Below are 25,191 nucleotides of genomic sequence, written 5' to 3' on the forward strand. Positions count from 1 at the left end.
TATGGCGACGTTAAAAGAGGCATTGACCTCACCGGTATTTAAGAACAACCCGATTGCATTGCAGATTCTGGGGATTTGTAGTGCGCTTGCGGTGACCTCCAGCATGAAGGTCACTGTGGTCATGTGTATTTCGGTAATTCTGGTAACCGCGTTTTCCAGTTTTGCGGTCTCGCTGATCCGTAACCACATTCCCGGTGCGATCCGGATCATCGTGCAGATGGTCATTATCGCTTCGCTGGTTATCGTGGTTGATCAGGTGCTGAAAGCCTACGCGTTTGCGATCAGCAAGCAGCTGTCGGTGTTTGTCGGCCTGATTATCACCAACTGTATTGTCATGGGGCGCGCCGAGGGCTTCGCGATGAAGAACCCGCCAGTGGCGAGCTTTATCGACGGCATCGGCAACGGCCTCGGCTACAGTGTGGTCCTCCTGTCTGTGGCGTTCTTCCGTGAACTGTTCGGTTCCGGCAAGCTGTTCGGCATCGAAATTCTGCCGCTGGTTACCGATGGTGGCTGGTACGTGCCCAACGGCCTGCTGTTGTTGCCGCCGAGCGCGTTCTTCCTGATTGGTTTCTTCATCTGGGTTCTGCGCAGCGTGAAGACCGAGCAGGTCGAGAAGGAAGAATTCAAAATCGCCAAAAATACCCGCAGTGTTAAGGAGGCCTTCTGATGGAGCACTATATCAGCCTGTTCGTCAGGTCGGTCTTTATCGAGAATATGGCCTTGGCCTTCTTCCTCGGTATGTGTACGTTCCTGGCGATCTCTAAAAAGATTCAAGCCGCTATTGGTCTGGGTATCGCGGTTATCGTGGTACTGGCGCTGACCGTGCCGGTCAACAACCTGATCTACAACTACCTGCTGCGCGACGGCGCGCTGGCCTGGGCGGGATATCCGGATGTGGATCTCAGCTTCCTCGGGCTGCTGAGTTACATCGGCGTTATCGCGGCGATCGTACAGATCATGGAAATGTTCCTCGACAAGTTCGTGCCCGCGCTTTACAGCGCCTTGGGCGTGTTCTTGCCGCTGATCACCGTAAACTGCGCCATCATGGGTGGTTCGCTGTTTATGGTTGAGCGTGACTACAACCTTGCCGAGTCCGTGGTATACGGCGCCGGGGCAGGTACCGGCTGGGCGCTGGCGATCACTGCACTGGCAGGTATCCGCGAGAAGCTGAAGTACAGCGACGTGCCGGAAGGTCTGCGTGGTCTGGGCATTACCTTTATTACCGTCGGTCTGATGTCGCTGGGCTTCATGTCCTTCGGCGGCATCGATCTGTAACCGAGACAAATAACTGGAGGCGTTTTAATGAATACAGTGGTTGTTCTCGGTGTGACAATGTTTACCGCGATCGTACTGTCGCTGGTAGCTGTCATCCTGATTGCCCGCTCTCGTCTGGTGAGTAGCGGCAATGTCACGATCGAGATAAATGGCGAAAAAACCATCAGCGTCCCCGCTGGTGACAAACTGCTGGGCACCCTGGCCAATCAGGGCATCTTCCTGGCATCAGCCTGTGGTGGTGGCGGTAGCTGCGCCCAGTGCAAGTGTATCGTTACCGATGGCGGCGGCTCGATGCTGGCGACAGAAGAAGCGCATTTCTCGCCCCGTGAAGCCCGCGAAGGCTGGCGTCTGTCCTGTCAGACACCGGTTAAGCAGGACATGGTGATCGAGGTTCCTGAGGATGTATTTGGTGTTAAGCAGTGGGAGTGTACGGTTCAATCCAACCCCAATGTGGCAACGTTCATCAAGGAGCTGACGCTGAAACTGCCGGAAGGCGAGAATGTCGATTTCCGCGCGGGTGGTTACGTGCAGCTGGAGTGTCCTCCGCATCACGTTAAGTACTCTGACTTTGATATTCCGGAAGAATACCGCGGCGACTGGGAGCGCTTTGGTTTCTTTAACGTTGAGTCCAAAGTCAATGAGACGGTGATCCGTGCTTACTCCATGGCCAACTATCCGGAAGAGAAGGGCATTGTGAAGTTCAATATTCGTGCTGCGACACCGCCGCCGAATAATCTGTCACTGCCTGCCGGTCAGATGTCATCCTGGGTCTTCAATCTGAAGCCCGGTGACAAAGTGAAGGTCTATGGCCCCTTCGGTGAGTTCTTCGCGAAAGAAACTGAAGCGGAGATGGTTTTCATCGGTGGTGGTGCGGGTATGGCGCCTATGCGCTCGCACATCTTTGACCAGCTCAAGCGTCTTAACTCTACGCGCAAAATCTCGTTCTGGTACGGTGCGCGCTCATTGCGCGAAGCGTTCTACCAGGATGAGTACGACCAACTGGCGGCAGAGAATGACAATTTTGAATGGCATCTCGCCCTGTCTGACCCGCAGCCGGAAGACAACTGGACGGGCATGACCGGCTTTATCCACAATGTGTTGTATGAAAATTACCTCAAGGACCATCCGGCCCCCGAGGATTGTGAGTACTACATGTGTGGGCCGCCGATGATGAACGCTGCGGTTATCAAAATGCTGGAAGACTTGGGTGTTGAACCGGAGAATATTCTGCTTGATGATTTCGGTGGCTGATTTACGCCGCTCAACAGAAAAAGCAGCCCTGGTGCTGCTTTTTCTGTTTCTGTTTCTGGCGGCCTGCAGTGGTGCTCCCGAAGAGGTGATCCGCATCAGCGGAAGCACTATGGGCACGACTTACCATGTTACGTTGCGCAATCCGGGTGAGCTGCGGGCTGAGGAATTAAAGCGCCAACTGGACTACCAGCTGGTGCATTTCAACCAACTGGCTTCAACGTATATCGACGATTCTGAGCTGAATCAGCTTAACCGGGCGCCGGTTGGCGAATGGCAGACGCTCAGTGAGCCCCTCTACAATATTTTCAGCATGTCTCTGGAAGTGAGTTGGCTGACGGGTGGGGCCTTCGATATCACGGTGGCACCATTGGTTGATTTATGGGGATTTGGGCCAGAAAAGCACGATGGTCGGCCAAGTGATGACGCTATCGCGACGGCCATGCAAGATATCGGCTACGACCGTATCGAACTCGATATGCTGGAGCCGAAACTGCGTAAGAAAGCGGCGCTGCACATGGATTTATCCGCCATTGCCAAAGGCTATGGGGTGGATGCCGCGGCGATCTGGTTGGAATCACTGGGGGTGACTGACTACCTCGTGGAAATCGGCGGAGAGATGCGGGTTGCCGGCAGCAGCCCTCGCGGCGATGCCTGGCGAATCGGGGTCGAGAACCCCGGCGGCGGTGCACCGACGCTTGCCATTGAACTGGGCGATACGGCAGTGGCGACCTCCGGGGATTACCGCAACTATTTTGAGGAGGATGGTGTCCGCTATTCCCATACCATCGATCCGCGCACGGGACGTCCCATCAGCCACAGTCTTGCATCGGTGACGGTGCTGGACCCATCTTGTGCCTTTGCGGATGCCATGGCGACTGCCTTTTCAGTGATGGGCACTAAGCGTACACTGGAACTGGCCGAAGCCCAGAATATGCCGGTTTACCTGATTGAGAAAACGGAAGAGGGTTTTGTCAGTCGCTATAGCAGCGCTTTCAAGCCTTATCTGTCTGAGCATTTACAGGAAGAAAATTAGTCATGGCTACTATATTTGCCGCCATCATTGTCATGATGCTGATTGTTGCCGCGATGGCCGTTGGCGTGATCTTTGGCCGCAAGCCCATCGCCGGTTCCTGCGGTGGCGTGGGGGCGGCGCTGGCCGATCCCGATTACGTCTGTGATCTCTGTGGCAATGATCCCAACAAGTGCCGCGAAGAATCTGATAAAGCGGCGTCCTCGGCCCGTCAGGGACAGTTCTACGACGCCAGCTAATCTGGCGTCTTCGTACAGGGCCTTCCTATACCTTCATGGCTGCCTCTCTGCCACTGTTTATCGGTCTTCGCTATTTTCGCCGCGCGGCGGGTGATGATCGCTTCCTGTCTCTGATGTCCTGGTTTTCCCTGCTGGGAATGCTGATCGGCGTGGTGTCGCTGATCGTCGTTACTGCCGTCATGAACGGTTTCGAGCACGAGCTGCAAAAGCGTGTTCTGTCCGTGTTGCCCCACGCCTATATTGAAGGTCCCGAGCAGAAGCTGGAGGATTGGTCGCAATGGCGCGGACAAATTCTGGGGCAGGAGGGGCTGCAGGCCGCTGCGCCCTACGTCGGGGGCAAGGCGATGCTCTCCAGCGGTGGGCGTATTCAGGGCGCAGCCTTGTACGGCATAGACCCAGCGCTGGAGAAGGGTGTCTCTGCCGTCTCAGAGAACATGCTGGCTGGACGTTATTTAGGGGAAGAGGGCGGTCATTACGAGATTGTTCTCGGCGATATTTTGGCGCGTCAACTGGGCCTGAATATCGGTGATTCATTGCAAGTGATTCTTCCCAAGGTCACTGTGACGCCATTTGGTCTGTTTCCCCGAGAGCGCGCCTTTACTGTAGTCGGGGTATTCTCGGTGGGGGCGCAACTGGATGGCACCACGGCGTTTATTCACCTGGCCGACGCCCAGAAGCTCTACCAGCTTGGCGATGCCGTTCAGGGCCTCAGGCTGCAGTTTGACGATATGCTGCGCTCCGCGCAGGGCGCGGCGACACTGCTTGAGCGTTTTCCTGAGGGCAGTCAGGCCATTGACTGGAGCGTCAGTCAGGGCAGCCTGTTTCAGGCCGTGAAGATGGAAAAGCTGATGGTGCGTCTGCTGTTGATGTTTATCGTGGTGATCGCGGCATTCAATATCGTCTCTATTCTGAGTATGGCCGTCTCCTCCCGTCGGGGCGCCATAGCGGTACTGCGGACTATGGGCGCGACACCGGGTACGATCATGGCCATTTTTGTGATCTACGGCCTCGCTACAGGCCTGAGCGGCGTACTGGGAGGGCTGCTGATCGGCCTGCCGCTGGCGCTGTATGTGGGCGATGTGGTGGCTTGGTTTGAACAGTTGTCGGGCCTGTACGTGTTTGACCCCCAGGTCTATTTCATCAGCCGTATCCCCTCACTGCTTCGCCTGAGTGACGTCCTGTGGGTCTGCGGTTTTGGGATTGGCCTGAGTCTGCTGGCAACCCTGTATCCTGGACGACAGGCCGCCCGCGTTCAGCCCGCGGAAGCCCTGCGCTATGAGTAAGCCTATCTATGACTGAGCCATCAATATCCGCTGCCGCAGACTGCGTTCTGCAGTGTGAGGCGCTGAGTAAATCCTATCCCCAAGCCAACGGTCGGCTCGATATTCTGAACGGCGTTGAGCTGGCTGTGGCGCGGGGAGAAACTCTCGCGATTGTCGGTCCCTCCGGCGCCGGTAAGACGACATTGCTGCATATGCTGGGGGGCTTGGATCTGCCCAGTAGCGGTTGCGTACGGGTGAACGGGCAGGATATTTCCGCGTTGGATGACCGCGCTCGCAGCCGTCTGCGCAACGCGGAGCTGGGCTTTGTTTACCAGTTCCACCACCTGCTGGCGGAGTTTACTGCCGTAGAAAATGCCGCGATGCCGTTATTGATCGCGGGCCAGGCCCGGCGGGAAGCGCTGAGCGCAGCTGCGGCGCTTCTCGAGCGTGTTGGGCTCGGCGAGCGTCTGGATCACCGGCCCTCGGCCTTGTCCGGCGGAGAGCGACAACGGGTGGCCATTGCCCGGGCGCTGGTTAATCAGCCGGCCTGTGTCCTGCTGGATGAGCCGACCGGCAATCTGGATGCGGATACTGCGGAGTCGGTACACGCCTTGCTGGCAGAGCTGAATCGTGAATATCAGACCAGTCTGCTGGTGGTCACCCATGATATGCAGCTTGCCCAGCGCATGGATCGCATTTATCGCTTGCAGGCAGGGCAGTTACACGAGCAGGTGGCCTGATGTCTGCCGTCGCCCGATTTATTGGCCTGCGTTACAGCCTCGGTGGTGGCGGTAGCCAGCTGATGTCGTTTCTGTCGCGCTTGTCGATGGCGGGACTGGTGCTTGGTATTGCCATGTTGGTGACGGTGCTCTCGGTAATGAACGGCTTCGACCGGGAAATGCGCGAGCGCATTCTGGCGCTGGTGCCCCACATCAGCCTGGCGCCTTGGGTGACGGAGAGCGGCGATTGGGAGAGTCTGCGTCAGGATGTGCTCAGCCATGATGTTGTAAGAGCCGCGGCGCCCTACGTACAAGGCAATGCGCTGCTGGTGAAAAGCAGCCGTGCCGAGCCGGTACAATTTTTTGGAATTGATCCTGCTGAAGAGCGCCGGGTCTCCCGACTTGGCGACTATGCCAAACTGGATGTCATGCAGGGCCAGCAACTGGTCCTCGGGTCGGGTGTTGCCAAGCGCTTGGACGTGCAGGCCGGTGACTCGCTCAGTCTCGCTTTGCCCCAGTCGGGGCAGCGGGGCGTGCGCTTTTTCCGTTTTGCGGTGGCGGATGTGCTGCACAGTGGCACGGAGCTGGACGAACAACTGGTCCTCATGCCGCTGAGTGAGGCGCGCGAGCTGCTGCCAGATCAGGGGATTGCGCTGCGTCTGGCCTTGCACGATGTCTTTGCCGCGCCACGGGTGGCTTGGGAATTATCCATGTTGCACGGTCGCGATTACCACATCAGCAACTGGAGTCAGCAGTTCGGCAACATGTATCACGCTATTCAGATGTCGCGCAAACTGGTGGTGATTATGTTGTTGGCGGTTGTTGCGGTAGCGGTGTTTAACATCGTCTCCACCCTGGTGCTGGTGGTCAATGACAAACGTGGCGATATCGCCATCCTGCGCAGTCAGGGCGCCAGCCGGGGAGATATTCTCGGCAGCTTCATGGTATACGGCGCGGTGATTGGCCTGATCGGCGCTCTGTTGGGCGCCGCTATGGGGGTACTGCTGTCGCTGGGTATTACCGATATCGTGGCGGGAATCGAGCAGGTTTTTAATCTTCAATTACTGCGTTCGGATGTGTATCCCATCAGCTATTTGCCCAGTGATATTCGCTGGCGCGACGTGCTGATGGTGGCGGGGATTGCGTTTGCGATGAGCGTGATCGCGAGTCTTTATCCGGCCTGGCGAGCGTCTAGGTTGGCCCCGGCGGCGGTACTCCGACAGCAGTAGCGCTTGGCTACGGTTTTTTGTCAGGGGAAGAGGATTTGGTGGCCGCTTGCTGATCGCGCTGAGCGCGCAGCAACTGGCGGCGACGCCAGCGGCGAGCGACATTGACGCGCCAGAGAATATGGATGGACGCCGCGCCTGCCAGCCCCAGAAACAGGCCGGTCAGCAGACAGCCCAGCAGGAACGGGCGCCACAGCAATACCAGTTCTTCCTGAATCCAGGCCCACGACAGTTCAAACGCGAAAGCCTTACTGGGAACATCCAGAATCGCTGCGCCGACTTTATAGCTAAAATAGAAAAATGCCGGCATCGTCACCGGGTTGGTGATCCATACCAACATCACAGAAAGCGGTAGATTGGCGCGTAGTAAAATCGCGGTGAGCGCAGCGAGCAGCATCTGTGTGGGAATCGGCACGAACGCGGTAAACAGGCCAATAAAAAAAGCCAGCGTGACGGACCGACGGTTAAGATGCCAGAGGTTGGGGTCGTGGAGCAGGCTTCCGAATACCCTCACCGAGGGATGCTCGCGCATATGTTCGGGAGCTGGCAGCCAACGCTTGAAGAATTTACGAGCCATCGGCCCCACTTTAAGTTGAAAAGGTTGCAATGAACAGCGCCCAGCCCCGAGAGACCGGATGGCGGCGCTATTATGCCCGTAAGTAATGAGGTACTCCAGCATGTTGTCATGGATGATGACTGCGGTGGCAGGCTTGGCGTGGCTGCCGATGATGCCGTTCCTGCCCCCTTGGCCCGTATTATCAGCCGGGGCGCTGGCGTCATCGCTCGTAGCATTTTTCTGCCGCTCCTCCGGCCGACGTTCCGCACTCGGTCTGTTCGCGCTGTTCCTGCTGTGTTCCGCCTGGAGCAGTGCGTACTGTCAGTCGCGTCTTGACCAGTGGTTTCCTGCATCGCTTGCCGGTGAGGAAGTGGTGTTAGCCGGACGCGTGATTGGGCCGCTGGAAAAGCGCGGCGGCGAAGCACGTCCCTACTGGCGTTTCGATTTTCAACTGTTGCCGGGGCAGTGTGCGCAGCACTATTGTCCTCCCGGTCGGCCGCGGTTCCGCCTCAACCTCTATCAAACGCCGGTGCTCGAACCCGGCGGTCTTTGGCGGCTGCGCCTCAAACTCCGGCCGCCAAGTGGAACCCGGTCGCCGGGCGCGTTTGACTATGCGCGTTGGCTGATGGCCAACGGCTACTCCGGTACAGGCTATGTGCGCGAAGTACTGCGCCCCGTTTCCGGCTCAGCGGGGATAGCGGGGCATTACAATCACGGGCGGTCGTCAATGCTGGATGGTGCGGCAGATGACCTTTCCCGGTACCGCCATCATGCCGTGATGCGCGCACTGCTGTTTGCTGACCGCAGAGCGATGGACAATGAGCATTGGCGCGTGTTCGCCGCGACGGGAACCAGCCACCTGATGGCGATATCGGGCATGCATATCGGCATTGTTTTAGCCTGGGGTATGTTACTGGGACGCTGCGTGTCGGCCATGGGGCATGGGGGTAGGCGTGGGCTGCAGCTCATTGCGGCAACCGGTTTCCTGGCAGCGCTGTTATACGCCGCGATGGCGGGCTTCAGCCTGCCGACTCAGCGGGCGCTGATTATGGCCGGCGTGCTATGCCTGACGCTGGCGTTGGCGCGGCAGCAGTCGTCCTGGTCAGCCCTTTGCCTGGCACTGCTGTTAATCTTGTTAGTGGACCCTCTATCGGTTCACAGCGCGGGCTTATATCTTTCATTCGGCGCGGTTGCCATTCTGCTTAGCGTGGCGCAGGACCGCCGTTGGCAGGGGCATCCCTGGCGACTGGCGCTTGTCGCCCAGCTTAGTCTGATCATTGCCTTGGCGCCTGTCCTCACAGCATGGGGCTTTGGTCTCAGTGCCGTTGCACTGCCGGTGAATTTGCTGGCGATCCCCCTGTTGGCATTGGTCATAATGCCCCTGCTGTTTGCGGCGCTGCTGCTGTCGCCATTCCCCGAGATTTCCCACGCGGTGTTCGGGCTGGCCGATGCGGTACTCGAACTGCTGATGAGCGGATTGGCGTGGTCAGCAGAGCTGTCGCCGCTATGGTGGCCTCAGGGTGGGGGGCTTGCCGTGTTACTGGGCTTGGCCGCGGCGGGTTTGATGTTGCTGCCTCCGGGGCTGCCGGGTCGTGTTCTTTGCCTGCCGCTATTAGTGCTTCTGTTGTTCTTCCCGTCTGCACGTCCAGCATTAGGCAGCGCCTTGATCACGGTATTGGATGTTGGGCAGGGGTTGTCGGTACTGATTGAGACGGCAGAGCACCGCCTGCTCTACGACGTTGGCCCCGACTTCGATAGCGGCTATAACAGCGCTGACGCGGTGGTATTGCCCTATCTCAGGAAGCGGGGTGTCGGCGCGTTGGATCGGCTCGTACTCAGTCATGGCGATCGCGATCACTCTGGCTCCGCAGATGCACTGTTAGAAGTCGTGCCGGTAAATGAGCTTCTGTCGGGAGAGGTGGAACGCCACCGTCGGTTTGCGGCCCGCGACTGTCACGCCGAGACGCCTTGGCATTGGGATGGAGTGTCCTTTGCCTTTCTCCCGACCGGGGCGACGGTTTCGGATAATCCGAACAACCGCTCATGTGTGTTGACACTGTCCATTGATGGTCGACAAGTGGTGATTCCGGGGGATATCGAATCGCTGGTGGAGTCTAGGCTGTTGGCGTCAGGCGCATTGCAAGGTGAAGTATCGCTGCTGCTGGCTGCGCATCACGGTAGCCGCAGTTCCTCCTCACTAGCGTGGGTCAAAACGCTCAATCCTGAACACGTTGTGTTTACGGCCTCTCGTTTCAATCGCTATGCGCATCCTCACCACGCCGTCGTGCAGCGTTACGCCCGGCAGGGGAGTCAGTGCTGGCAGACTGGGATGACCGGGAGCCTCCAGTTCATATTGAGCGGAGAAGGGGTTTCGATGATTGATCCTCCGGCAAAGCGTTTCTTCTGGCAGCATTCTCCAATTGAAATGTGCGCTGGGGAGGATTCCCCGTCGCGGTGACTTTTTCGGGCCTCGCATCGCTGTATAATGCAGCCACTGAAACCGTGGGATTGTGCTGTGCTTGAACTAGTGAAAGCGGGTGGCTGGCTGATGCTGCCCATTATCCTCTCGTCCATTTTGGCGCTGGCCATCTGTGTTGAGCGCTATCTGGCGTTGAATCCTGACAAAATCGCGCCGCGTAATCTGCTCAATCAAGTTTGGGGCTGGATGCAAAACAAGCAGCTCGACAATGAAAAGCTGCGCCAGTTGCGCACCGCTTCGCCGCTGGGTGAGATCATTGCCGCGGGGCTGGGTAATGCCAAGTACGGTCGCGAGATCATGAAAGAAAGTATCGAGGACGCGGCTTCCCACGTGATTCACGGTATGGAACGCTATCTCACTGCTTTGGGGACCATTGCCGCCGTTACGCCCTTGCTGGGCCTGCTGGGCACGGTGATGGGGATGATTCGCGTGTTCAGTGAAATCATGGTGCAGGGTACCGGCAATGCGGCGGTGTTGGCCGGCGGCATATCAGAGGCGCTGATTACGACGGCCTCGGGCCTTTGTGTGGCGATCCCGGCTATGGTCATGCACCGTTATTTTCAGCGTCGCATCGATGCCATCGTCGTGACCATGGAGCAGGACACCATCAAGCTGATCAACGCGGTGCACGGCGATGTTCAGTTCAAAGATGCAGGTAAAACTGCGTGAAGTTCCGGCGTCAGCGTATTGATGATGGCGGCATCAACCTCACGCCGCTGATCGACGTCGTCTTTTTGTTGCTGATTTTCTTCATGGTGTCGACCACCTTCACCAAGGAAAGTCGCTTGCAGCTGGAGTTGCCGACGGCGGATGGCAATCCTGCCATTGAACAGCCTGAATCGCTGGAAATCGTTATCGACGCTAAGGGACAGTACCAGATCAACGACAGACGTCTTGGCAAGGCCTCGATGAGGGATCTGATGCAGGCGATGCAGGGACTGATAGGCAGTGATACGATGCGCCCGGTAGTGATTACCGCGGATGCCAATACGCCCCACCAGGCGGTAGTGAGCGCAATGGATGCCGCTGGCCGACTTGGTCTGGTTCATCTCAGCATTACCACACAGGACGCTGACACCGCTGAGTAGTCGTACTCGTTGCGGTATTTATTATGAATAAAAATCCTTCAGATTTAGCTATTTACACGCGGCTTTTAAAGTACGTTATACCTTTCTGGCCGCTGTTTGTACTCAGTGTATTGGGCTTCTCCTTCTACTCCGGCGTGCAGGTTATGCTGGCGGATATGATGCAGTTGATCGTCGATTATATTGGCGACAACGTTCAGCCCGGGGAAGGCGGGGTCACTGCCAAAATCATGTGGGCGCTGGGCGGTGATGATTTCCATCTCGGCTCTGCGCGCACCTGGATTGTGGTCGCACTGGTGTTGTTAGGTGTTGGTCGCGGTCTCGGTTTTTTTGCCGGTAACTACTTTATTGCCGGAATCTCCCACCGCCTGGTTCATGTGCTGCGCCTGGAACTGTACAAAAAAATGCAGTTCGTCCCCAGCAGCTACTTTGACCGCAATTCTACCGGGGTGATGGTGTCGAAAATCACCTTCAATGTAGAGCAGGTGACCGGCGCGGCCGTCAATGCGCTGAAGGTGGTGCTGCGGGAAGGCACGTTTGCTGTCGGTCTGTTGCTGTATCTGCTGTATATGAATTGGCAGTTGACCATGGTGTTTCTGCTGGCGCTGCCGATGATTGGCGTCACCGTCTGGTGGGTGGGTAAACGCTTTCGCAAGATCAGCCGCAAAATCCAAAATGCGATGGGCGAGGTGAACCAGGTTACCAACGACAGCATTAATGCCTATCGGGAGATTCGCCTTTACGGCGGTGCTGATCAGGAGCTGAGTCGCTTCCGCGATGCCAGCGCGAAGAACCGCGATCAGAACATCAAAATGGCTTTCTATAACGCCATCAGCCCCAGTGTTATCCAGTTCCCTGTGGTTTTAGCCACGGGACTGCTTATCTGGATTGCACTCGGCCTGACCGGCGAAATGACACCGGGCTCCTTTGTGGCGTATCTGTCAGCGGCGCTGTTTCTGCCCAAGCCGATTCGTCAGCTGGCGGAGGTTAGCAGTGTGATCCAGAAGGGGCTGGCGGCAGCACAGGATATTTTTGAGTTCCTCGATGCTGAGCAGGAGAAAGATCAGGGCAGTTATCGCTGCGAACGGGTTCGCGGAGAAATCGATATTCGCCGCCTCAATTTCTCCTACGGCCCCGGCCTGCCAAATGTTCTGACCGACATCAATCTGCATGCGGAGCCGGGTACCTCGCTGGCACTGGTGGGGCTGTCTGGCTCCGGCAAGTCGACACTGGTCAGCCTTATCTCCCGTTTCTATCAGCACGAAGACGGCGAGCTGCTGCTGGATGGCGTGGATATCCGCGACTACGCGCTGGATAATCTCCGCGACAATATCGCACTGGTCACCCAGCAGGTGACCTTGTTTAACGATACGGTCTACAACAATATTGCCTACGGCAGCATGTCGACAGCAAGTCGTGAAGATGTGCTGGCGGCCGTTGAAGCGGCCCACGCGTCCGACTTTATCAATGCGCTGCCGCAGGGCATTGATACGGTGATTGGCGAAGACGGCGTCATGCTGTCGGGTGGCCAGCGCCAGCGTCTGGCGATCGCGCGTGCCTTCCTGAAAAATGCACCGCTGCTGATTCTTGATGAGGCTACCTCGGCGCTGGATAACCGTGCAGAAGCCCATATTCAGAAGGCAATGGAAGAGGTGATGAAAGGGCGGACAACGATCGTAATCGCTCACCGCCTGAGTACGATTGAAAGTGCCGATCAGATCGTGGTGATGGAAGAGGGCCGCATATACGAGCAGGGCAGCCACAGCGAACTGATGGCGCTGGGCCAGCGCTACGCCCAGCTCTATAACAAAAACTTCGAGGAAGCCGGTGAATCTTGAGCAGCAGCTCAATGCCCGATGGTACGGACGTCCCGGCATTCTGTGGTTGATGTTGCCGCTGGAGGGATTGTTCCGAGCTGTTGCTGCGCTGAGACGTCGACTGATTGAGCCACAGCGGCTGCCCGTGCCGGTCATCGTTGTGGGCAACCTCGCCGTGGGTGGCAGCGGAAAAACACCGATGGTGCTGGCATTGGTCGAACACCTTCGCCAGCGGGGCTATCGTCCCGGTGTGGTCAGCCGCGGTTATGGCGGTAAAGCAGCAAGTTATCCCCTGTTTGTCTGTGCAGATACCTCACCGCGTGATGCCGGCGACGAACCCTGTTTGATTGCACGCCGCAGCGGCGTACCCGTGGCGGTGGCTCCCGACCGTCCGGCGGCGGCGGAACTACTAATCGCGCAAGCCGGCTGCGATATTTTAATCAGCGACGACGGCTTGCAGCACTACCGCCTGGCCAGAGACATCGAAATTGTGTTGGTCGATGCGGCAAGAGGCTTCGGCAATGGGCATTGTTTGCCGGTTGGTCCGTTGCGCGAGCCGCGAAGCCGCTTGCAAGCGGTGTCGCTGTGCGTCAGCAATGGTGAGATTGCCGCAGACCTGCCCGAAGTGAGCCATAGCATGCAACTGAGCGGGCAGGTGCTGGTCAATTTGAACGACGGGCAGCGTTGCGGCGTCGCAGAGTGGGCGGGCAGTCAACGCATTCATGCGGTCGCGGGTATCGGTCATCCGCCACGGTTTTTTGCCAGCCTGCGAGCGCTGGGCTTTGAACCTATTGAGCACGCCTTTGGCGACCACCATGCGTTTCAGCCGGACGATTTGCAGTTCGGCGATGACTTGCCGGTCGTCATGACGGAGAAAGACGCCGTGAAGTGCGCGGCATTCTGTCCCGATAACAGTTGGATGCTGCCGGTGGATGCGCAGCTTTCCGACGACTTTTTTGCCACATTGGATATCGAGCTTGAGAGCTTGCCTCACAAGCCCCGGTCCTGAAATTCTGATTGAGGTTGTTCATGTCATACACGGTGATTATTCCCGCACGCTATGCGTCCAGTCGCCTGCCCGGCAAACCCCTGATGGATATCGCGGGCAAGCCAATGATTCAGCATGTGTGGGAGCGCACTCGAAGCAGCGCGGCGAGCGCTGTGGTGATTGCCACGGAAGATGCGCGTGTGGCTGAGGCCTGTGAGGCCTTTGGCGCCGAGGTGTGCATGACCTCGGATGCCCATGAAAGCGGCACCGACCGCCTGCAGGAAGTGGTCAGCAAGCTGGGGCTGGCGGACGATGAGATCGTCGTTAATGTGCAGGGCGATGAGCCCTTGTTGCCCGCGGCGGCGATCGAACAGGTGGCGGAAAATCTTGCTGCCCGGCCTGCCGCGGGGATCGCAACGCTGAAGGAAGCTATTCACGATGCCGAGACCGTATTCAATGCCAATGCAGTGAAAGTGGTGAGCGACCGCGAGGGCTTCGCCCTGTACTTCAGTCGCGCGCCGATTCCCTATGCCCGGGATCACTGGAGTGGCGGCGAGCAGACGCTGCCAGTCGGTCAGGCTTACTGGCGGCATATTGGTATCTATGCCTATCGCGTGGGGTTCCTGCACCAGTTTGTCCAGTGGCCCGGTGGTGAGCTGGAGAACAGCGAGCGACTGGAGCAGCTACGCGCCATGGAGAATGGTGTGCGTATTCATATCGCTGAAAGCTGCGTGGCGATTCCCGGTGGGGTCGATACCGACGCCGACCTGCAAGCGGTTCGTGCGCTGGTGGAGACAGGCAATGGCTGAGCGGGTGCTGTTCGTCTGTCTGGGCAATATCTGTCGTTCACCCACGGCGGAGGCGGTATTCCGCCAGCGAGTGCAGGCGGCCGGAATGGCAGGGCAGATTGATATCGACTCTGCGGGCACTGGCGACTGGCATATCGGCAAGGCGCCAGACCGCCGCAGTCAGCAGTTTGCCGCGCGCTTTGGTTACGACTTGTCGCCGTTGCGGGCCCGTCAGGTCAGTGAGGAGGATTTTCGTGAATTCGATTATATCCTCGCCATGGACCTCGCCAACCTTGCCGACCTGCAGGCAATTCAGCCGCCCGACAGTCGCGCTCGTCTGGAGCTGTTTCTGGCCTACAGTGAGGCTGATGAAGACGAAGTCCCCGACCCCTATTACGGTGGTGATGAGGGCTTCCTGCGGGTGCTGAAACTGGTTGAGTCGGCCAGTGACGGCCTGTTGCAGACCCTGCGAGGTGAGTCTTGACGCTGGCGGTTCAACGCCAGGTATTGCTTACCGGGTTTAATACGCTGGCTTTGCCCGCAGTGGCGGAGGCGTATTGCCGGATTGAACGCGATGAGCAGCTTGCCGAGGCCCTGACGCTTTCCCGGAATGAGGGCTGGACGCCGCTGATTCTGGGGGGCGGCAGCAACTGTGTGTTCAGTCAGAATGTCCCCGGTCTTGTTCTCCATCTTGCCCAGCGAGGTATTCATGCCTCTGAGCATGACGGTGAGCTCGTCGTTGAGGTCGCGGCGGGGGAGAACTGGGACGCACTGGTTCGCTACAGTCTTGAGCAAGGCTGGTATGGCCTTGAAAACCTCATCGCGATTCCGGGTGCTGCGGGCGCTGCGCCGGTGCAGAATATCGGCGCTTATGGTCTGGAGCTGTCCAGTCGCCTGCTGTGGGTGGAAGGTTGGGACATCGACGCAGCGACCCTGCGGCGCTTGAGCCTGGCCGAATGCCAATTGGCTTATCGCGACAGTATCTTCAAACATGCCTTGCGGGATCGCTTTGTGATCTGTCGCCTCGCTCTGCGCCTGAGCCGCCGCCCGGAAACCCGCGCGGATTACCCGGCTCTGCGCGATTTTTTGCAGGAGCAGGGGCAGAACCCCGATGCCCTGCATCCACAGACGCTGGCGCGCGCCGTTGCGGAAATACGTGCCAGTAAGCTGCCCGATTATCGGCGGGAGCCCAATGCCGGCAGCTTCTTCAAAAACCCTATTCTCAGCGCAGGGCAGGCTGAGGCACTGCTTCAGGAATACCCGGGTATGCCGCATTGGCCGATGACCGATGGCCGGGTCAAGCTGGCGGCGGCCTGGCTGGTGGATCAATGCGGCTGGAAAGGACGGCGCGAGGGCAAGGTCGGTGTTCACCCGCAGCAGGCCATCGTGCTGGTCAACTACAACCACGCCAATGGTGAGGAACTGTTGGCGCTGGCGGCCCGCATTCAAGACTCTGTTTACGCGCGGTTTGCTGTCCTGCTGGATATCGAGCCGCGGGTGTATTGAACCCGGGGAGCTGCGACAGTGGGTATTGATATTCCACTTCCTGGTGCTTCGCTGAGGTATTACCCGGACTATGTTACTGATGCCGACCGGCTTTTCTGCGCACTGAGAGATGGCATCGACTGGCAGCAGCCGCAGCTTAAGGTCTTTGGTAAATGGCACCCGACCCCGCGTCTGGTTGCCTTTGTCGGCGATGAGGGCGTGTCTTATCGATACAGCGCGCAGCGACACCAGGCATTGCCCTGGCCTGACGTATTATGCGCTGTTCGCCGTCAGCTTCGGCTGGATTTCGATTTGGACTTTAACAGCGCCTTGCTCAATTACTATCGCGACGGCGATGACAGTATGGGTTGGCACAGTGACGATGAGCCTGAACTGGGCGCCGCGCCGGCTATCGCGTCACTGAGCCTTGGCGACAGCCGGGATTTTCGTTTCCGCCCCTTTCCGGGTCGACATCAAGCGGGTTCACCCACGCATACCGTCACGCTTGAAAATGGCTCACTGCTACTGATGTTGCCTCCGACTCAGGAATTTTGGCAGCACAGCCTGCCACGCCGCGCCCGGCGCGGGCCGCGCATCAATATTACCTTTCGAAATATCTGCCGCTAGGGCACTGGCAAGCCGCTAGTGACAGGAGAGATAAGTCGCACTTATCTAGCACATGCCACCGGCAAAATGGTATCTTCTGGCTCGATAACAGGGAGTCACTTATGATCACAGTGCTGGTTGCAGACGACCACGCCATGGTGCGTACAGGCATAGCAAGGATGCTGGATGATGCCGCGGATATTTCGGTGATTGCGGAGGCTGCCAGTGGCGAAGAAGCCATTCAGCGCTGCCGGGAATTAAAGCCAGATATCGTATTGATGGATGTACGCATGCCCGGTATGGGTGGTTTGGAGGCAACACGTAAACTGCAGCAGCTGGTGCCGGAAACGCGCATTATTGCTGTGAGCGCCCTTGAGCAGGAGCCCATGCCCAGCCGCCTGCTGAAGGCGGGTGCCTGGGCGTATCTGACCAAGGGTGGAGATGACTCCGGGCAGGAGGTGTTGACCGCCGTGCGTCAGGTCGCCAGCGGTCGTCGCTACCTCAGCCCGAGTATCGCGCAGGCACTGGCACTGCGTAGCTATGATGAGAAGTCCGCGTCGCCATTTGATACCTTGTCGGAGCGGGAGATTCAGATCAGCCTGATGATCAGCAATGGGTTACGGGTGCAGGATATTGCCGACACCCTGCATATTCAGGCCAAAACGGTGAACAGTTACCGCTACCGCATTTTCGAAAAGCTGGATGTCAATGGTGACGTGGCGCTGACCTTGCTGGCGATGCGTCACGGGCTGATCGAGGCGCCCGGCGGCGAAGACTGAAGGATTTCATGCCCCCAACAACGAGTTTTGACCACCAGCGCTTTCTGAAGACGGTTACCCAAAAGCCCGGCGTATATGTGATGTTGGACGCCGATGGAAAGGAACTCTATGTCGGCAAGGCAAAGAACCTGCGCAAGCGTTTGAGCAGCTACTTTCGCACTTCCGGCTTGAATAACAAGACCGTTGCGCTGGTCTCGCGTATCGCTCAGATAGAAGTGACGGTGACGGCCAGCGAGCGCGAGGCCTTGCTGCTCGAACAGAATCTGATCAAGCGCTACCGACCGCCGTACAATATTCTGCTGCGCGACGACAAATCCTACCCGTACATATACCTCAGCAGCGATCAGCGGCACCCGCGCCTGAGTCTGCATCGTGGCAGTAAACGCGGCAAGGGGCAGTATTTCGGCCCTTACCCCAGTGCGGGGGCCGTGCGCGAGAGCCTGAACTGGCTGCAAAAAGTGTTCAAAGTTCGCCAGTGTCAGGACAGCTACTACCGCAACCGCAGCCGTCCCTGCCTGCAATACCAGATCGGACGGTGCACCGCGCCCTGCGTCGGCAAAATCAGCGACGATGAGTATGCCCGCGATGTCCACCATACGGAGCTGTTTCTCAGCGGTAAAAGTGCGGCCCTGCAAACAGCTTTGGCTGATGAAATGGAGCAGCATGCTCAGGCACTTGAATTTGAAAAAGCTGCCGAACTTCGGGATCGCATTGCCTACCTCCAGCAGGTTCAGGCCAGTCAGTGCATTGAAGGCGAATCCGGAGATCTCGATATTGTTGCCGGGGTCATTGAAGCGGGCTTGTGCTGTATCCAGCTCTTGTCCGTGCGGGGCGGGCGGGTGCTTGGCAGTCGCAGCTATTTCCCCAAGAGCTCGCTGGAAGAGGGCCTGGAAGCCCACGTTGAAGCATTCATTGCCCAGCACTATTTGATTGGCAGCGGCGCAATGGATATGCCCCGCGAACTGGTACTCAATATTGAGCTGGGCGATGCCGATATACTCGCCGCCAGCCTGAGCGAACAACTCGGGCGACAGGTAGCGATTGTGCATAAAGTTCGCAGCCAGCGGGCCAAGTGGCGGCAACTGGCGATGACCGCTGCCGAGCAGAATCTGCGCAATCGGCTGGCTGCCGGGGAGAGCATGAGTGCGCGTTACCGGGCGCTCGCCGAGGTGCTGGCCTTGCCCGAACCGCCGGAGCGACTGGAGTGCTTTGATATCAGCCACAGCAGTGGTGAGGCCACCGTGGCCTCCTGCGTGGTATTTGACGGTAACGGTCCGTTAAAAAGCGACTATCGCCGGATGAATATCGAGGGCATCACGGCAGCGGATGACTATGCGGCGATGCGGCAGGCGCTGACTCGGCGCTACAAACGCATTGCCAGTGGTGAAGTGCCCCGGCCGGATGTACTGTTTATCGATGGCGGTAAGGGACAGCTGAACCAGGCGCTGGAGGTGCTCGGTGAACTGGAGATCAGTGACTTGCTGGTGGTCGGTGTCGCCAAGGGGGCTGATCGCCGGGCCGGACTGGAGGTGCTGATTCGCGGCGACGATGGTCGGGAAATTAGTCTGCCGGATAACAGTCCGGCCTTGCACCTTATTCAGCATATCCGCGATGAATCCCACCGTTTTGCCATCACCGGGCACAAAGCCCGCCGGGATAAGGCGCGTCGACAGTCTGGCCTGGAGGCGATTCCGGGCGTCGGGGCAAAGCGTCGGCGCGATCTGCTCCGTCACTTTGGCGGATTGCAGGGCGTACAGCAGGCCAGTGTGTCTGATTTATGCATGGTGCCCGGTATTAGTGAAAAAATTGCACAGGATATCTACGAAGGCCTGCGCAGCCGCTAGAAAAGCCCTAAAATGGCGCAAGCCGGTTCAAATGAGACGAGTATGAATATCCCCAACGCCCTGACTTTATTTCGCATCGTATTGATTCCGGTGTTCGTTTTGCTGTTTTACCTGCCGTTTCCCGGCAGTTATCTGGCGACGGCAGCGGTCTTCGGGCTGGCGGGCATCACGGATTGGCTGGATGGCTACCTGGCGCGCAAGCTCGGGCAGTCAACGCCGCTCGGTGCATTTCTGGACCCGGTCGCCGACAAGTTAATGGTGGCGGTTGCATTGGCGTTGTTGATCGAACGCTATGATGCCTGGTGGTTTACCTTGCCGGCGGTGATTATCATCGGTCGCGAGATTGTGATTTCAGCCCTTCGGGAATGGATGGCTGAGCTGGGTAAGCGCACCAGTGTGGCAGTCTCTTACCTGGGCAAGGTGAAAACTACAGCCCAGATTATTGCGATCATCGGCTTGCTGCTGTTGCCGCCAGACCCTGAAAGCCTTGGCTACATGGCGAACATGATCTGCCTGTATGTGGCAGCGCTGCTTACTTTGTGGTCAATGCTGATTTACCTGCGTGCAGCCTGGCCGGATTTACGCGCCAAGGCGTAAAAAAAATCCGCTAAATCAGCAACTTTCCTTGACAGCAGTAGGTGAGTGACTAGAATAGGCGCCTTCTTGATTCGCTGCTCTGTCGTCGCCTGACAGCAGAACAGAAAACCGAGAAAATGCGGGAATAGCTCAGTTGGTAGAGCGCAACCTTGCCAAGGTTGAGGTCGCCGGTTCGAACCCGGTTTCCCGCTCCAAACTCGTCTTTCGGCAATCGATTGAGAGACAGTGAAAAGGCGCGGTGGCAGAGTGGTTATGCAGCGGACTGCAACTCCGTGTACGCCGGTTCGATTCCGACCCGCGCCTCCATTTTCCTTCCCTGACGATATCTTTTTCTAACGCGGCAAAGCTGTGCGCAGTTGTTGGCGTATGCGAGTCGTGGCGGATTTCTCCGCCAGTTCTTATGCAATATTCGCGGTGCTGGCCGGGGCGGTCTTGACGCCATGATAGGCTTTGGCGAAATGCTCCCAGTTCATCGGCATTCTCTGCCGCCAGCGGGCCGGCAGACAGCTCAATGGCACCGGCGAGCCGTTGCATTCATACCAGAACAGCCATTGGCAGTGCAGGTGAGGGGTGAGGCGGCTGACGATCTGTGCGGCAGCAGGCGTCAGGGCCATGCTGCGCAAATCGCTGCGCTTCAGGGTGATGGTCTCCAGAAGACTCAGGCCCTGATTCAGTGCGAACAGAATCGCGGCGCGTTCGCTGCGTTCAAAGTCTGCGATCATAATGCCTTCAAGTGGCGCGGCTTCCTCATGAGGCAACAACTGCCGCGAGTCGCGTATCCAGCCGTTGATTGCCGCCTGCTCCGCAGCGAGCTGTAAACGCTGGTAGGCATCGTGGCGGGCGTTTTTGCCATCGATCCACTCTATACGACTGAGACAGTTCAGTAGCTCATCTATCGCTAGCTCATCAAGGGCTTGCTCATAGAAGGTTCCATCCTTGAAGCAACTCAAGTCCACAAAACAGTTAAGATCTGAAAAACGCATGATTGGGTCCGCCTTAGCTCTAACGGTTTTATTATGTTTTAACGCTCGCCTAAGAACAATTTAACTTAGGGGTTTATACGTATTGTCACAAAGAATCGTGATGGATGTCTCTAATTATTGTGTCGAAAACGCGGAATTTTTGTCCAAAATTGCCGTCAAATGCGCTAAATGTACGGCTGTTAAGATAAAAACGTTTTCATTTTTCACGAATCAAAAACAATGTGTCATTCCGTTTTTAGCAGCAAGTCTCCCCAGTTTTCAGTCTCTCTTGCGCCATTTCGAGGTAGTCCGGGTCGGAAGAAAGTGCCTGGTCAATGATCTCCAGCGCCCAGTCGGGAAGCGAGGGATTGAGTCGGTAGTAGACCCATTTACCCCGACGCTCGTCTTTAACCAGTTCGCAGCGCTTCAGCTCCGCCAGGTGGCGGGAAACTTTAGGTTGGCTCAGTTGTAGCGCGCTGGTCAGATCGCAGACACACAACTCGCCGTGATGGCGCATCAGCAAAAGGCTTTTCAGTCGGGTGTCGTGGGCAAGGCATTTGAAAAACTGCAGGGTATTAGTCATCGAAAACTCCGGTTGCTGATGGCAATTATATTTGTCGCCCCGGATATTTGAAGGGCCTGCGTAAATCACGTACTGCACCTTTCGCGTACTCTGTGTAGGGTTCGTGAAAATGCATGCGTGGTACGTCATGAATAAGAAACGCGGCTTCGTTATTCTCGGATCACTTTTTTCGCTGTGTATGAGCCTGTTTGCGGCCAGATCACTGTGGAAAACACCGGTTAGTGAGGCTGATACAACACAGAGAATAGCGGCCTTATACAGTCAGGAGCTGCATCATTGGCTGGAGGATGGGAGTGACAACTGGCCCACGCCTCGCTATGTCCTTGTCTACAGTCGTCCGGGGCAGCTTTCCCCCTTGCTTGAGCGCCTGCGTTTGGACGACTACGCTGTTTTGTATAGCAATAACGCTCAGCAGAGGGCACTGCTGCGACTGTCGGCACCGGAAGAATTGCTGCGATTACAATGGATTGAAGCGGTCAGCGTTGTTTCTGCAGCGAAGCCGCCGCTAACGACAATAGAAATGAGGCGTCTTAATGCGCGTAGTCCCTGAGAAAAACGGTTACTCACATCTTGTTGCGGCTTTCTTGAGCGCAGGCATTGCCGCGCTTTCGTCGTCGCCACTTCATGCTGGAGACGCGCAGAATATTCGTCTGAATAACGCGCTCGAGCGAAAGATTGGCAGCCATATTCGCGGGCAATTGCAGCGACCCAGCAAGAACGCACTGCAGAGCGATCGTCTGCTTAACGCTGCCGCAGACCAGGGCGCGATTCCCGTCGAACTGCTGTTGCGTCCTGAGCTGCTGCCAGATGATGTGACCATGCAGCTCGAAGACATGGGCTTGACTGTGCGCTATCTGAGTTCAGACCATCGCTGGGCAAGGGTGCTACTCACGACAGATTCCTCACTGCAGGCACTGGCCAGTGCGGAGTGGATTCAGCAGGCCAACTACGCCCCGGAGCCGGTGACACGGCGGGGCGATGCCCGCAGTCGCGCCGGTGTGGCGCTTCGCAGCGAGGTCTTGGCTGCCGACTTAACGGTTGATGGCACTGGGCAGCATATCGGGATTCTGTCCGACAGCTTTGCGCATACCGCCGATGTTCGCGATGCCAATACGACACCTGCCGCGGGGGAGAGTGGTGTTTTGCGCGGCAGCAAACCCCAGGACAGTGGAGATCTGCCCGCATCCGTCCGAATTCTTTTCGATGATGATCGCGATAGCAGCAACGCGCTGGCGGGAACTGATGAAGGCGCGGCCATGGCCGAGCTGATTTACGATATCGCGCCCGGCGCAGAGTTGAGTTTTCACAGTGCGGGAGGCAGTCGGCGAGAGTTCGCTCAGGGTATTGCGGCACTGTGTAACAGCGGCGCCTCGGTGGTTGTGGACGATGTACTGTTTCTGACCGAGTCCAGTTATCAGGACGACTTGCCGGCGCTGGCTGCGAGTGCCTGTGTGGAGCAGGGCGTTGCCTACCTCAGCGCTCTCGGTAACGACGCCAACAAAGCTCACCGCTTTGTCTACCGTGATAGCGACAGTGGTGTCGATATGGCCGGTACGCTGGCGGTGCCCGATGGTAGCGATCTTCACAACTGGTCCGATAATGGTGTTGACCGTTTTATGGCGATCCGCCTGCCGGCCTTTGCGAGCACTTACGTGGTGTTGAACTGGAACCAGCCCAATGCCAGTGTTAACAGCAGTAATGGCGCTCAGATTGACCTCAACCTGTATGCGACCACATCTCCGCAGCTGGACGCACTCGACTCCGCGAGCACAGGATTCTACGCCAGCAGTACCAACACGCAGGGCAGAACCGGCGTGCCTTTTGGTGATGCGGTGGAATTTGTGCTGCTGGAAACCGGGGCGAACAGTCAGACATTCTACCTGGCCATCGATCACTTTGACGGCAGCCAGGGAGACATCCCACAGCAGACCGGCGTGCCGCTGGAGTTTCGTCTCCTTTATACCGGCACTACGCCGACCAGTATTGAATATGCCTTTAATGGACCAAGCGCCTGGGGACATGCGACGGCGATAGGTGCGGCGGCGGTCGCGGCCGTACCCTGGTGGGAATCCCCCCAGTATGTTCCGGGCAGCTATACCACCCCAGCGATTGATCCCGAGCGCTTTAACTCCGTGGGTGGCGTGCTATCTATGCAATTCGATAGCAATGGCGATTATCAGCTCAGCACGCGCCGCACGCCGCAATTTGCCGCCATCGATGGCAACAATACAACGTTTTTGGGCTCACCATCGTCGGTCGTTCCGCCGATTGATGGTGAGCCGGATGGCTATCCCAACTTCTTTGGCACATCCGCCGCCGCACCCAATGCGGCGGCTGTCTTTGCGCTCTTGCTGGAGGCCTTTCCCAATGCCACGCCGGCGCAGTTAATTGCGGCGACCCGGGACAGCGCAATTGATGTGACCGGCAGCGAAGCCTCTACCGGTGAAGACGACGTGACCGGCAGCGGCCTGATGGATGCCCGCGCGGCGGCAGAACTGCTGAGTCAGCGTGTGGATCCCGTCGATAATGGTGGCGGTGATGACAACGCAGGCGGCGATGACAACTCGGACGGCGGTGATGGCGGTTTCGCCGGGGGCATTGGTGGCGGCTCCTCCGGTGGCGGAGGTGGCGGTGGCTGCTTTATCGCCACTGCTGCCTACGGCAGTTTCCTGGCCGAAGATGTAGAACTGCTTCGCGACTTCAGAGATGACGTCTTGCTCAAGTTTGGCGCAGGTCGCGAGTTTGTGCGGCTCTACTATCGTTACTCGCCGCCACTGGCAGAGGCCATTGCCGGGCACGAGTGGGCGAGGGCCGTGGTCCGAGCAGGCCTGTTACCGCTGGTGCTCAGTATCCGCTACCCCATCACCACGATAGCGATGATTCTGTTGATGATTGGCTGCATCGCTGCCCAGCGTCGGCAGAAATACCTGCCAGAAAACGCATAAGTCTGCTAAGGCGTTGTTTTTCCAGCGCTTGATAAGTAGAATTGTGCGCCTTCCTACACGCCTGCAACTCAGCGCGGGCGTGTATCTCGCATCCCTGCCCGGGTGGTGAAATTGGTAGACACAGGAGACTTAAAATCTCTAATGTCAACTATTTTTAGGAGGTGGCAATAGGGCTGAAAGCCACGCAGCATAAGGCTTTCAGAAGGATTTAAGCTTTACGGTTAATTTGAAAATGGCTCGCTAGGTGTCAAATAGGGGCCACTAGAACCAAAGAAGATGTAACAAGCCTGGTAAAGCCAGGCAAATGTAAGACCACGCCCGAGTGGTGAAATTGGTAGACACAAGGGACTTAAACAATTTGAGCCCTCCAGGGGAAACCCTGAAGGTGAAGCCCGTCAAACTCGGCGAAAGCCCTGGATTTGATTAGAATCCGAGCCAACGCCGAGCCAAGCCCTAAGGTAGTTTCTTGGGGAAGGTGTAGAGAGCAGACGGCGGGCACCTAAGGCAAAGCGGTTACACGTGGCGCTAGGGTGAAGGCGTGCTCCAGACCACGAACAGCTATCTATATCGAATGCTGGCGGCGAAAGTCGAAGTGGTAAGAAAATCCCTCGACTGGAAACGGTCGTGCCGGTTCGATTCCGGCCTCGGGCACCATCTTTGTCAACTTCGCATTAT

The 25,191-nt window shown here is 57.5% G+C and carries 25 protein-coding genes and 2 tRNA genes; 24 read left to right on the forward strand and 3 right to left on the reverse strand.

Going from position 1 to position 25,191, the window contains the following annotated elements:
- The first annotated feature begins 1 nt into the window (after window position 1).
- Genes G411_RS0115370 through G411_RS0115405 form a run of 8 tightly spaced genes read left to right on the forward strand, consistent with a single transcriptional unit; the run spans window position 2 to window position 7,005 of the window.
- Window positions 2-667 carry an NADH:ubiquinone reductase (Na(+)-transporting) subunit D gene (locus G411_RS0115370; protein WP_022960106.1) on the forward strand — a complete coding sequence of 222 codons (666 nt, stop codon included), beginning with the start codon at window positions 2-4 and terminating at the stop codon, window positions 665-667.
- Window positions 667-1,275, forward strand: coding sequence for an NADH:ubiquinone reductase (Na(+)-transporting) subunit E (gene nqrE / locus G411_RS0115375; RefSeq protein WP_022960107.1), 609 nt, complete (start codon window positions 667-669; stop codon window positions 1,273-1,275). The genes G411_RS0115370 and nqrE overlap by 1 nt, the downstream gene beginning before the upstream one ends.
- Window positions 1,276-1,302: 27 nt before the next feature.
- Entirely contained in the window at window positions 1,303-2,526 is a 1,224-nt protein-coding gene (gene nqrF / locus G411_RS0115380) for an NADH:ubiquinone reductase (Na(+)-transporting) subunit F (protein WP_022960108.1), read from the forward strand.
- Complete coding sequence (locus G411_RS0115385) at window positions 2,510-3,559, forward strand: FAD:protein FMN transferase (RefSeq protein WP_084495599.1); 1,050 nt, start codon at window positions 2,510-2,512, stop codon at window positions 3,557-3,559. Before nqrF ends, G411_RS0115385 begins: the two co-directional genes overlap by 17 nt.
- A 2-nt stretch (window positions 3,560-3,561) precedes the next feature.
- Window positions 3,562-3,795 (forward strand): (Na+)-NQR maturation NqrM, encoded by a 234-nt coding sequence (gene nqrM, locus G411_RS0115390; protein WP_022960110.1) that lies wholly within the window; start codon window positions 3,562-3,564, stop codon window positions 3,793-3,795.
- A gap of 35 nt (window positions 3,796-3,830) precedes the next feature.
- Window positions 3,831-5,078 (forward strand): lipoprotein-releasing ABC transporter permease subunit, encoded by a 1,248-nt coding sequence (locus tag G411_RS0115395; protein WP_022960111.1) that lies wholly within the window; start codon window positions 3,831-3,833, stop codon window positions 5,076-5,078.
- An 8-nt stretch (window positions 5,079-5,086) separates the two neighbouring features.
- Window positions 5,087-5,797 (forward strand): lipoprotein-releasing ABC transporter ATP-binding protein LolD, encoded by a 711-nt coding sequence (lolD, locus tag G411_RS0115400; RefSeq protein ID WP_022960112.1) that lies wholly within the window; start codon window positions 5,087-5,089, stop codon window positions 5,795-5,797.
- A complete protein-coding gene (locus G411_RS0115405; RefSeq protein ID WP_022960113.1) occupies window positions 5,797-7,005 on the forward strand; it encodes a lipoprotein-releasing ABC transporter permease subunit in 1,209 nt (402 codons plus the stop codon). The genes lolD and G411_RS0115405 overlap by 1 nt, the downstream gene beginning before the upstream one ends.
- Window positions 7,006-7,012: 7 nt before the next feature.
- On the opposite strand, the gene G411_RS20800 is transcribed toward G411_RS0115405, so the two are convergent.
- Entirely contained in the window at window positions 7,013-7,579 is a 567-nt protein-coding gene (locus G411_RS20800; protein ID WP_022960114.1) for a DUF2062 domain-containing protein, read from the reverse strand.
- A 100-nt stretch (window positions 7,580-7,679) separates the two neighbouring features.
- Here G411_RS20800 and G411_RS0115415 point away from each other — a divergent pair, with 100 nt between their 5' ends.
- The 14 genes from G411_RS0115415 to G411_RS0115480 all read left to right on the forward strand — a co-directional run bounded on the left by G411_RS0115415 (window position 7,680) and on the right by G411_RS0115480 (window position 20,332).
- Window positions 7,680-10,016, forward strand: coding sequence for a DNA internalization-related competence protein ComEC/Rec2 (locus G411_RS0115415; RefSeq protein ID WP_022960115.1), 2,337 nt, complete (start codon window positions 7,680-7,682; stop codon window positions 10,014-10,016).
- A gap of 57 nt (window positions 10,017-10,073) precedes the next feature.
- The gene (locus G411_RS0115420; protein ID WP_028968504.1) at window positions 10,074-10,706 is read left to right on the forward strand and encodes a MotA/TolQ/ExbB proton channel family protein; all 633 of its coding nucleotides are present in this window, start codon (window positions 10,074-10,076) and stop codon (window positions 10,704-10,706) included.
- The gene (locus G411_RS0115425; protein WP_022960117.1) at window positions 10,703-11,125 is read left to right on the forward strand and encodes an ExbD/TolR family protein; all 423 of its coding nucleotides are present in this window, start codon (window positions 10,703-10,705) and stop codon (window positions 11,123-11,125) included. Before G411_RS0115420 ends, G411_RS0115425 begins: the two co-directional genes overlap by 4 nt.
- Window positions 11,126-11,148: 23 nt before the next feature.
- On the forward strand, window positions 11,149-12,960 hold the full coding sequence (gene msbA, locus G411_RS0115430; RefSeq protein WP_022960118.1) for a lipid A export permease/ATP-binding protein MsbA: 1,812 nt from the start codon (window positions 11,149-11,151) through the stop codon (window positions 12,958-12,960).
- Window positions 12,950-13,948 carry a tetraacyldisaccharide 4'-kinase gene (gene lpxK / locus G411_RS20805; RefSeq protein ID WP_022960119.1) on the forward strand — a complete coding sequence of 333 codons (999 nt, stop codon included), beginning with the start codon at window positions 12,950-12,952 and terminating at the stop codon, window positions 13,946-13,948. Before msbA ends, lpxK begins: the two co-directional genes overlap by 11 nt.
- 20 nt (window positions 13,949-13,968) lie before the next feature.
- Window positions 13,969-14,736: a 3-deoxy-manno-octulosonate cytidylyltransferase gene (kdsB, locus tag G411_RS0115440; RefSeq protein ID WP_022960120.1), complete on the forward strand. Its 768-nt coding sequence runs from the start codon at window positions 13,969-13,971 to the stop codon at window positions 14,734-14,736.
- On the forward strand, window positions 14,729-15,199 hold the full coding sequence (locus G411_RS0115445; protein WP_022960121.1) for a low molecular weight protein-tyrosine-phosphatase: 471 nt from the start codon (window positions 14,729-14,731) through the stop codon (window positions 15,197-15,199). The genes kdsB and G411_RS0115445 overlap by 8 nt, the downstream gene beginning before the upstream one ends.
- Window positions 15,196-16,221: a UDP-N-acetylmuramate dehydrogenase gene (murB, locus tag G411_RS0115450; RefSeq protein WP_022960122.1), complete on the forward strand. Its 1,026-nt coding sequence runs from the start codon at window positions 15,196-15,198 to the stop codon at window positions 16,219-16,221. Before G411_RS0115445 ends, murB begins: the two co-directional genes overlap by 4 nt.
- 18 nt (window positions 16,222-16,239) lie before the next feature.
- Entirely contained in the window at window positions 16,240-16,827 is a 588-nt protein-coding gene (locus tag G411_RS0115455) for an alpha-ketoglutarate-dependent dioxygenase AlkB family protein (protein ID WP_022960123.1), read from the forward strand.
- 101 nt (window positions 16,828-16,928) lie between these two features.
- Window positions 16,929-17,585 carry a response regulator gene (locus G411_RS0115460; protein ID WP_022960124.1) on the forward strand — a complete coding sequence of 219 codons (657 nt, stop codon included), beginning with the start codon at window positions 16,929-16,931 and terminating at the stop codon, window positions 17,583-17,585.
- An 8-nt stretch (window positions 17,586-17,593) separates the two neighbouring features.
- Window positions 17,594-19,429 carry an excinuclease ABC subunit UvrC gene (uvrC, locus tag G411_RS0115465; protein WP_022960125.1) on the forward strand — a complete coding sequence of 612 codons (1,836 nt, stop codon included), beginning with the start codon at window positions 17,594-17,596 and terminating at the stop codon, window positions 19,427-19,429.
- Between the two features lie 42 nt (window positions 19,430-19,471).
- Window positions 19,472-20,026, forward strand: a complete 555-nt coding sequence (pgsA, locus tag G411_RS0115470; protein ID WP_028968508.1) for a CDP-diacylglycerol--glycerol-3-phosphate 3-phosphatidyltransferase — start codon at window positions 19,472-19,474, stop codon at window positions 20,024-20,026.
- Window positions 20,027-20,144: 118 nt separating this feature from the next.
- Window positions 20,145-20,220 (forward strand) — tRNA-Gly (locus G411_RS0115475).
- Window positions 20,221-20,258: 38 nt separating this feature from the next.
- Window positions 20,259-20,332 (forward strand) — tRNA-Cys (locus G411_RS0115480).
- Window positions 20,333-20,424: 92 nt separating this feature from the next.
- On the opposite strand, the gene G411_RS0115485 is transcribed toward G411_RS0115480, so the two are convergent.
- Both G411_RS0115485 and G411_RS0115490 read right to left on the reverse strand, forming a co-directional pair.
- Window positions 20,425-21,009, reverse strand: coding sequence for a hypothetical protein (locus G411_RS0115485; RefSeq protein ID WP_022960127.1), 585 nt, complete (start codon window positions 21,007-21,009; stop codon window positions 20,425-20,427).
- Between the two features lie 235 nt (window positions 21,010-21,244).
- A complete protein-coding gene (locus G411_RS0115490) occupies window positions 21,245-21,571 on the reverse strand; it encodes a metalloregulator ArsR/SmtB family transcription factor (protein WP_022960128.1) in 327 nt (108 codons plus the stop codon).
- A gap of 127 nt (window positions 21,572-21,698) precedes the next feature.
- On the opposite strand from G411_RS0115490, the gene G411_RS0115495 reads away from it, so the two are divergent.
- Together G411_RS0115495 and G411_RS22370 are read left to right on the forward strand one after the other, a co-directional pair.
- Window positions 21,699-22,121: a hypothetical protein gene (locus G411_RS0115495; protein ID WP_022960129.1), complete on the forward strand. Its 423-nt coding sequence runs from the start codon at window positions 21,699-21,701 to the stop codon at window positions 22,119-22,121.
- The gene (locus tag G411_RS22370; protein ID WP_022960130.1) at window positions 22,105-24,516 is read left to right on the forward strand and encodes a CFI-box-CTERM domain-containing protein; all 2,412 of its coding nucleotides are present in this window, start codon (window positions 22,105-22,107) and stop codon (window positions 24,514-24,516) included. The genes G411_RS0115495 and G411_RS22370 overlap by 17 nt, the downstream gene beginning before the upstream one ends.
- Window positions 24,517-25,191: the final 675 nt, after the last annotated feature.

This window comes from Spongiibacter tropicus DSM 19543 (assembly GCF_000420325.1).
Lineage (GTDB): Bacteria > Pseudomonadota > Gammaproteobacteria > Pseudomonadales > Spongiibacteraceae > Spongiibacter > Spongiibacter tropicus.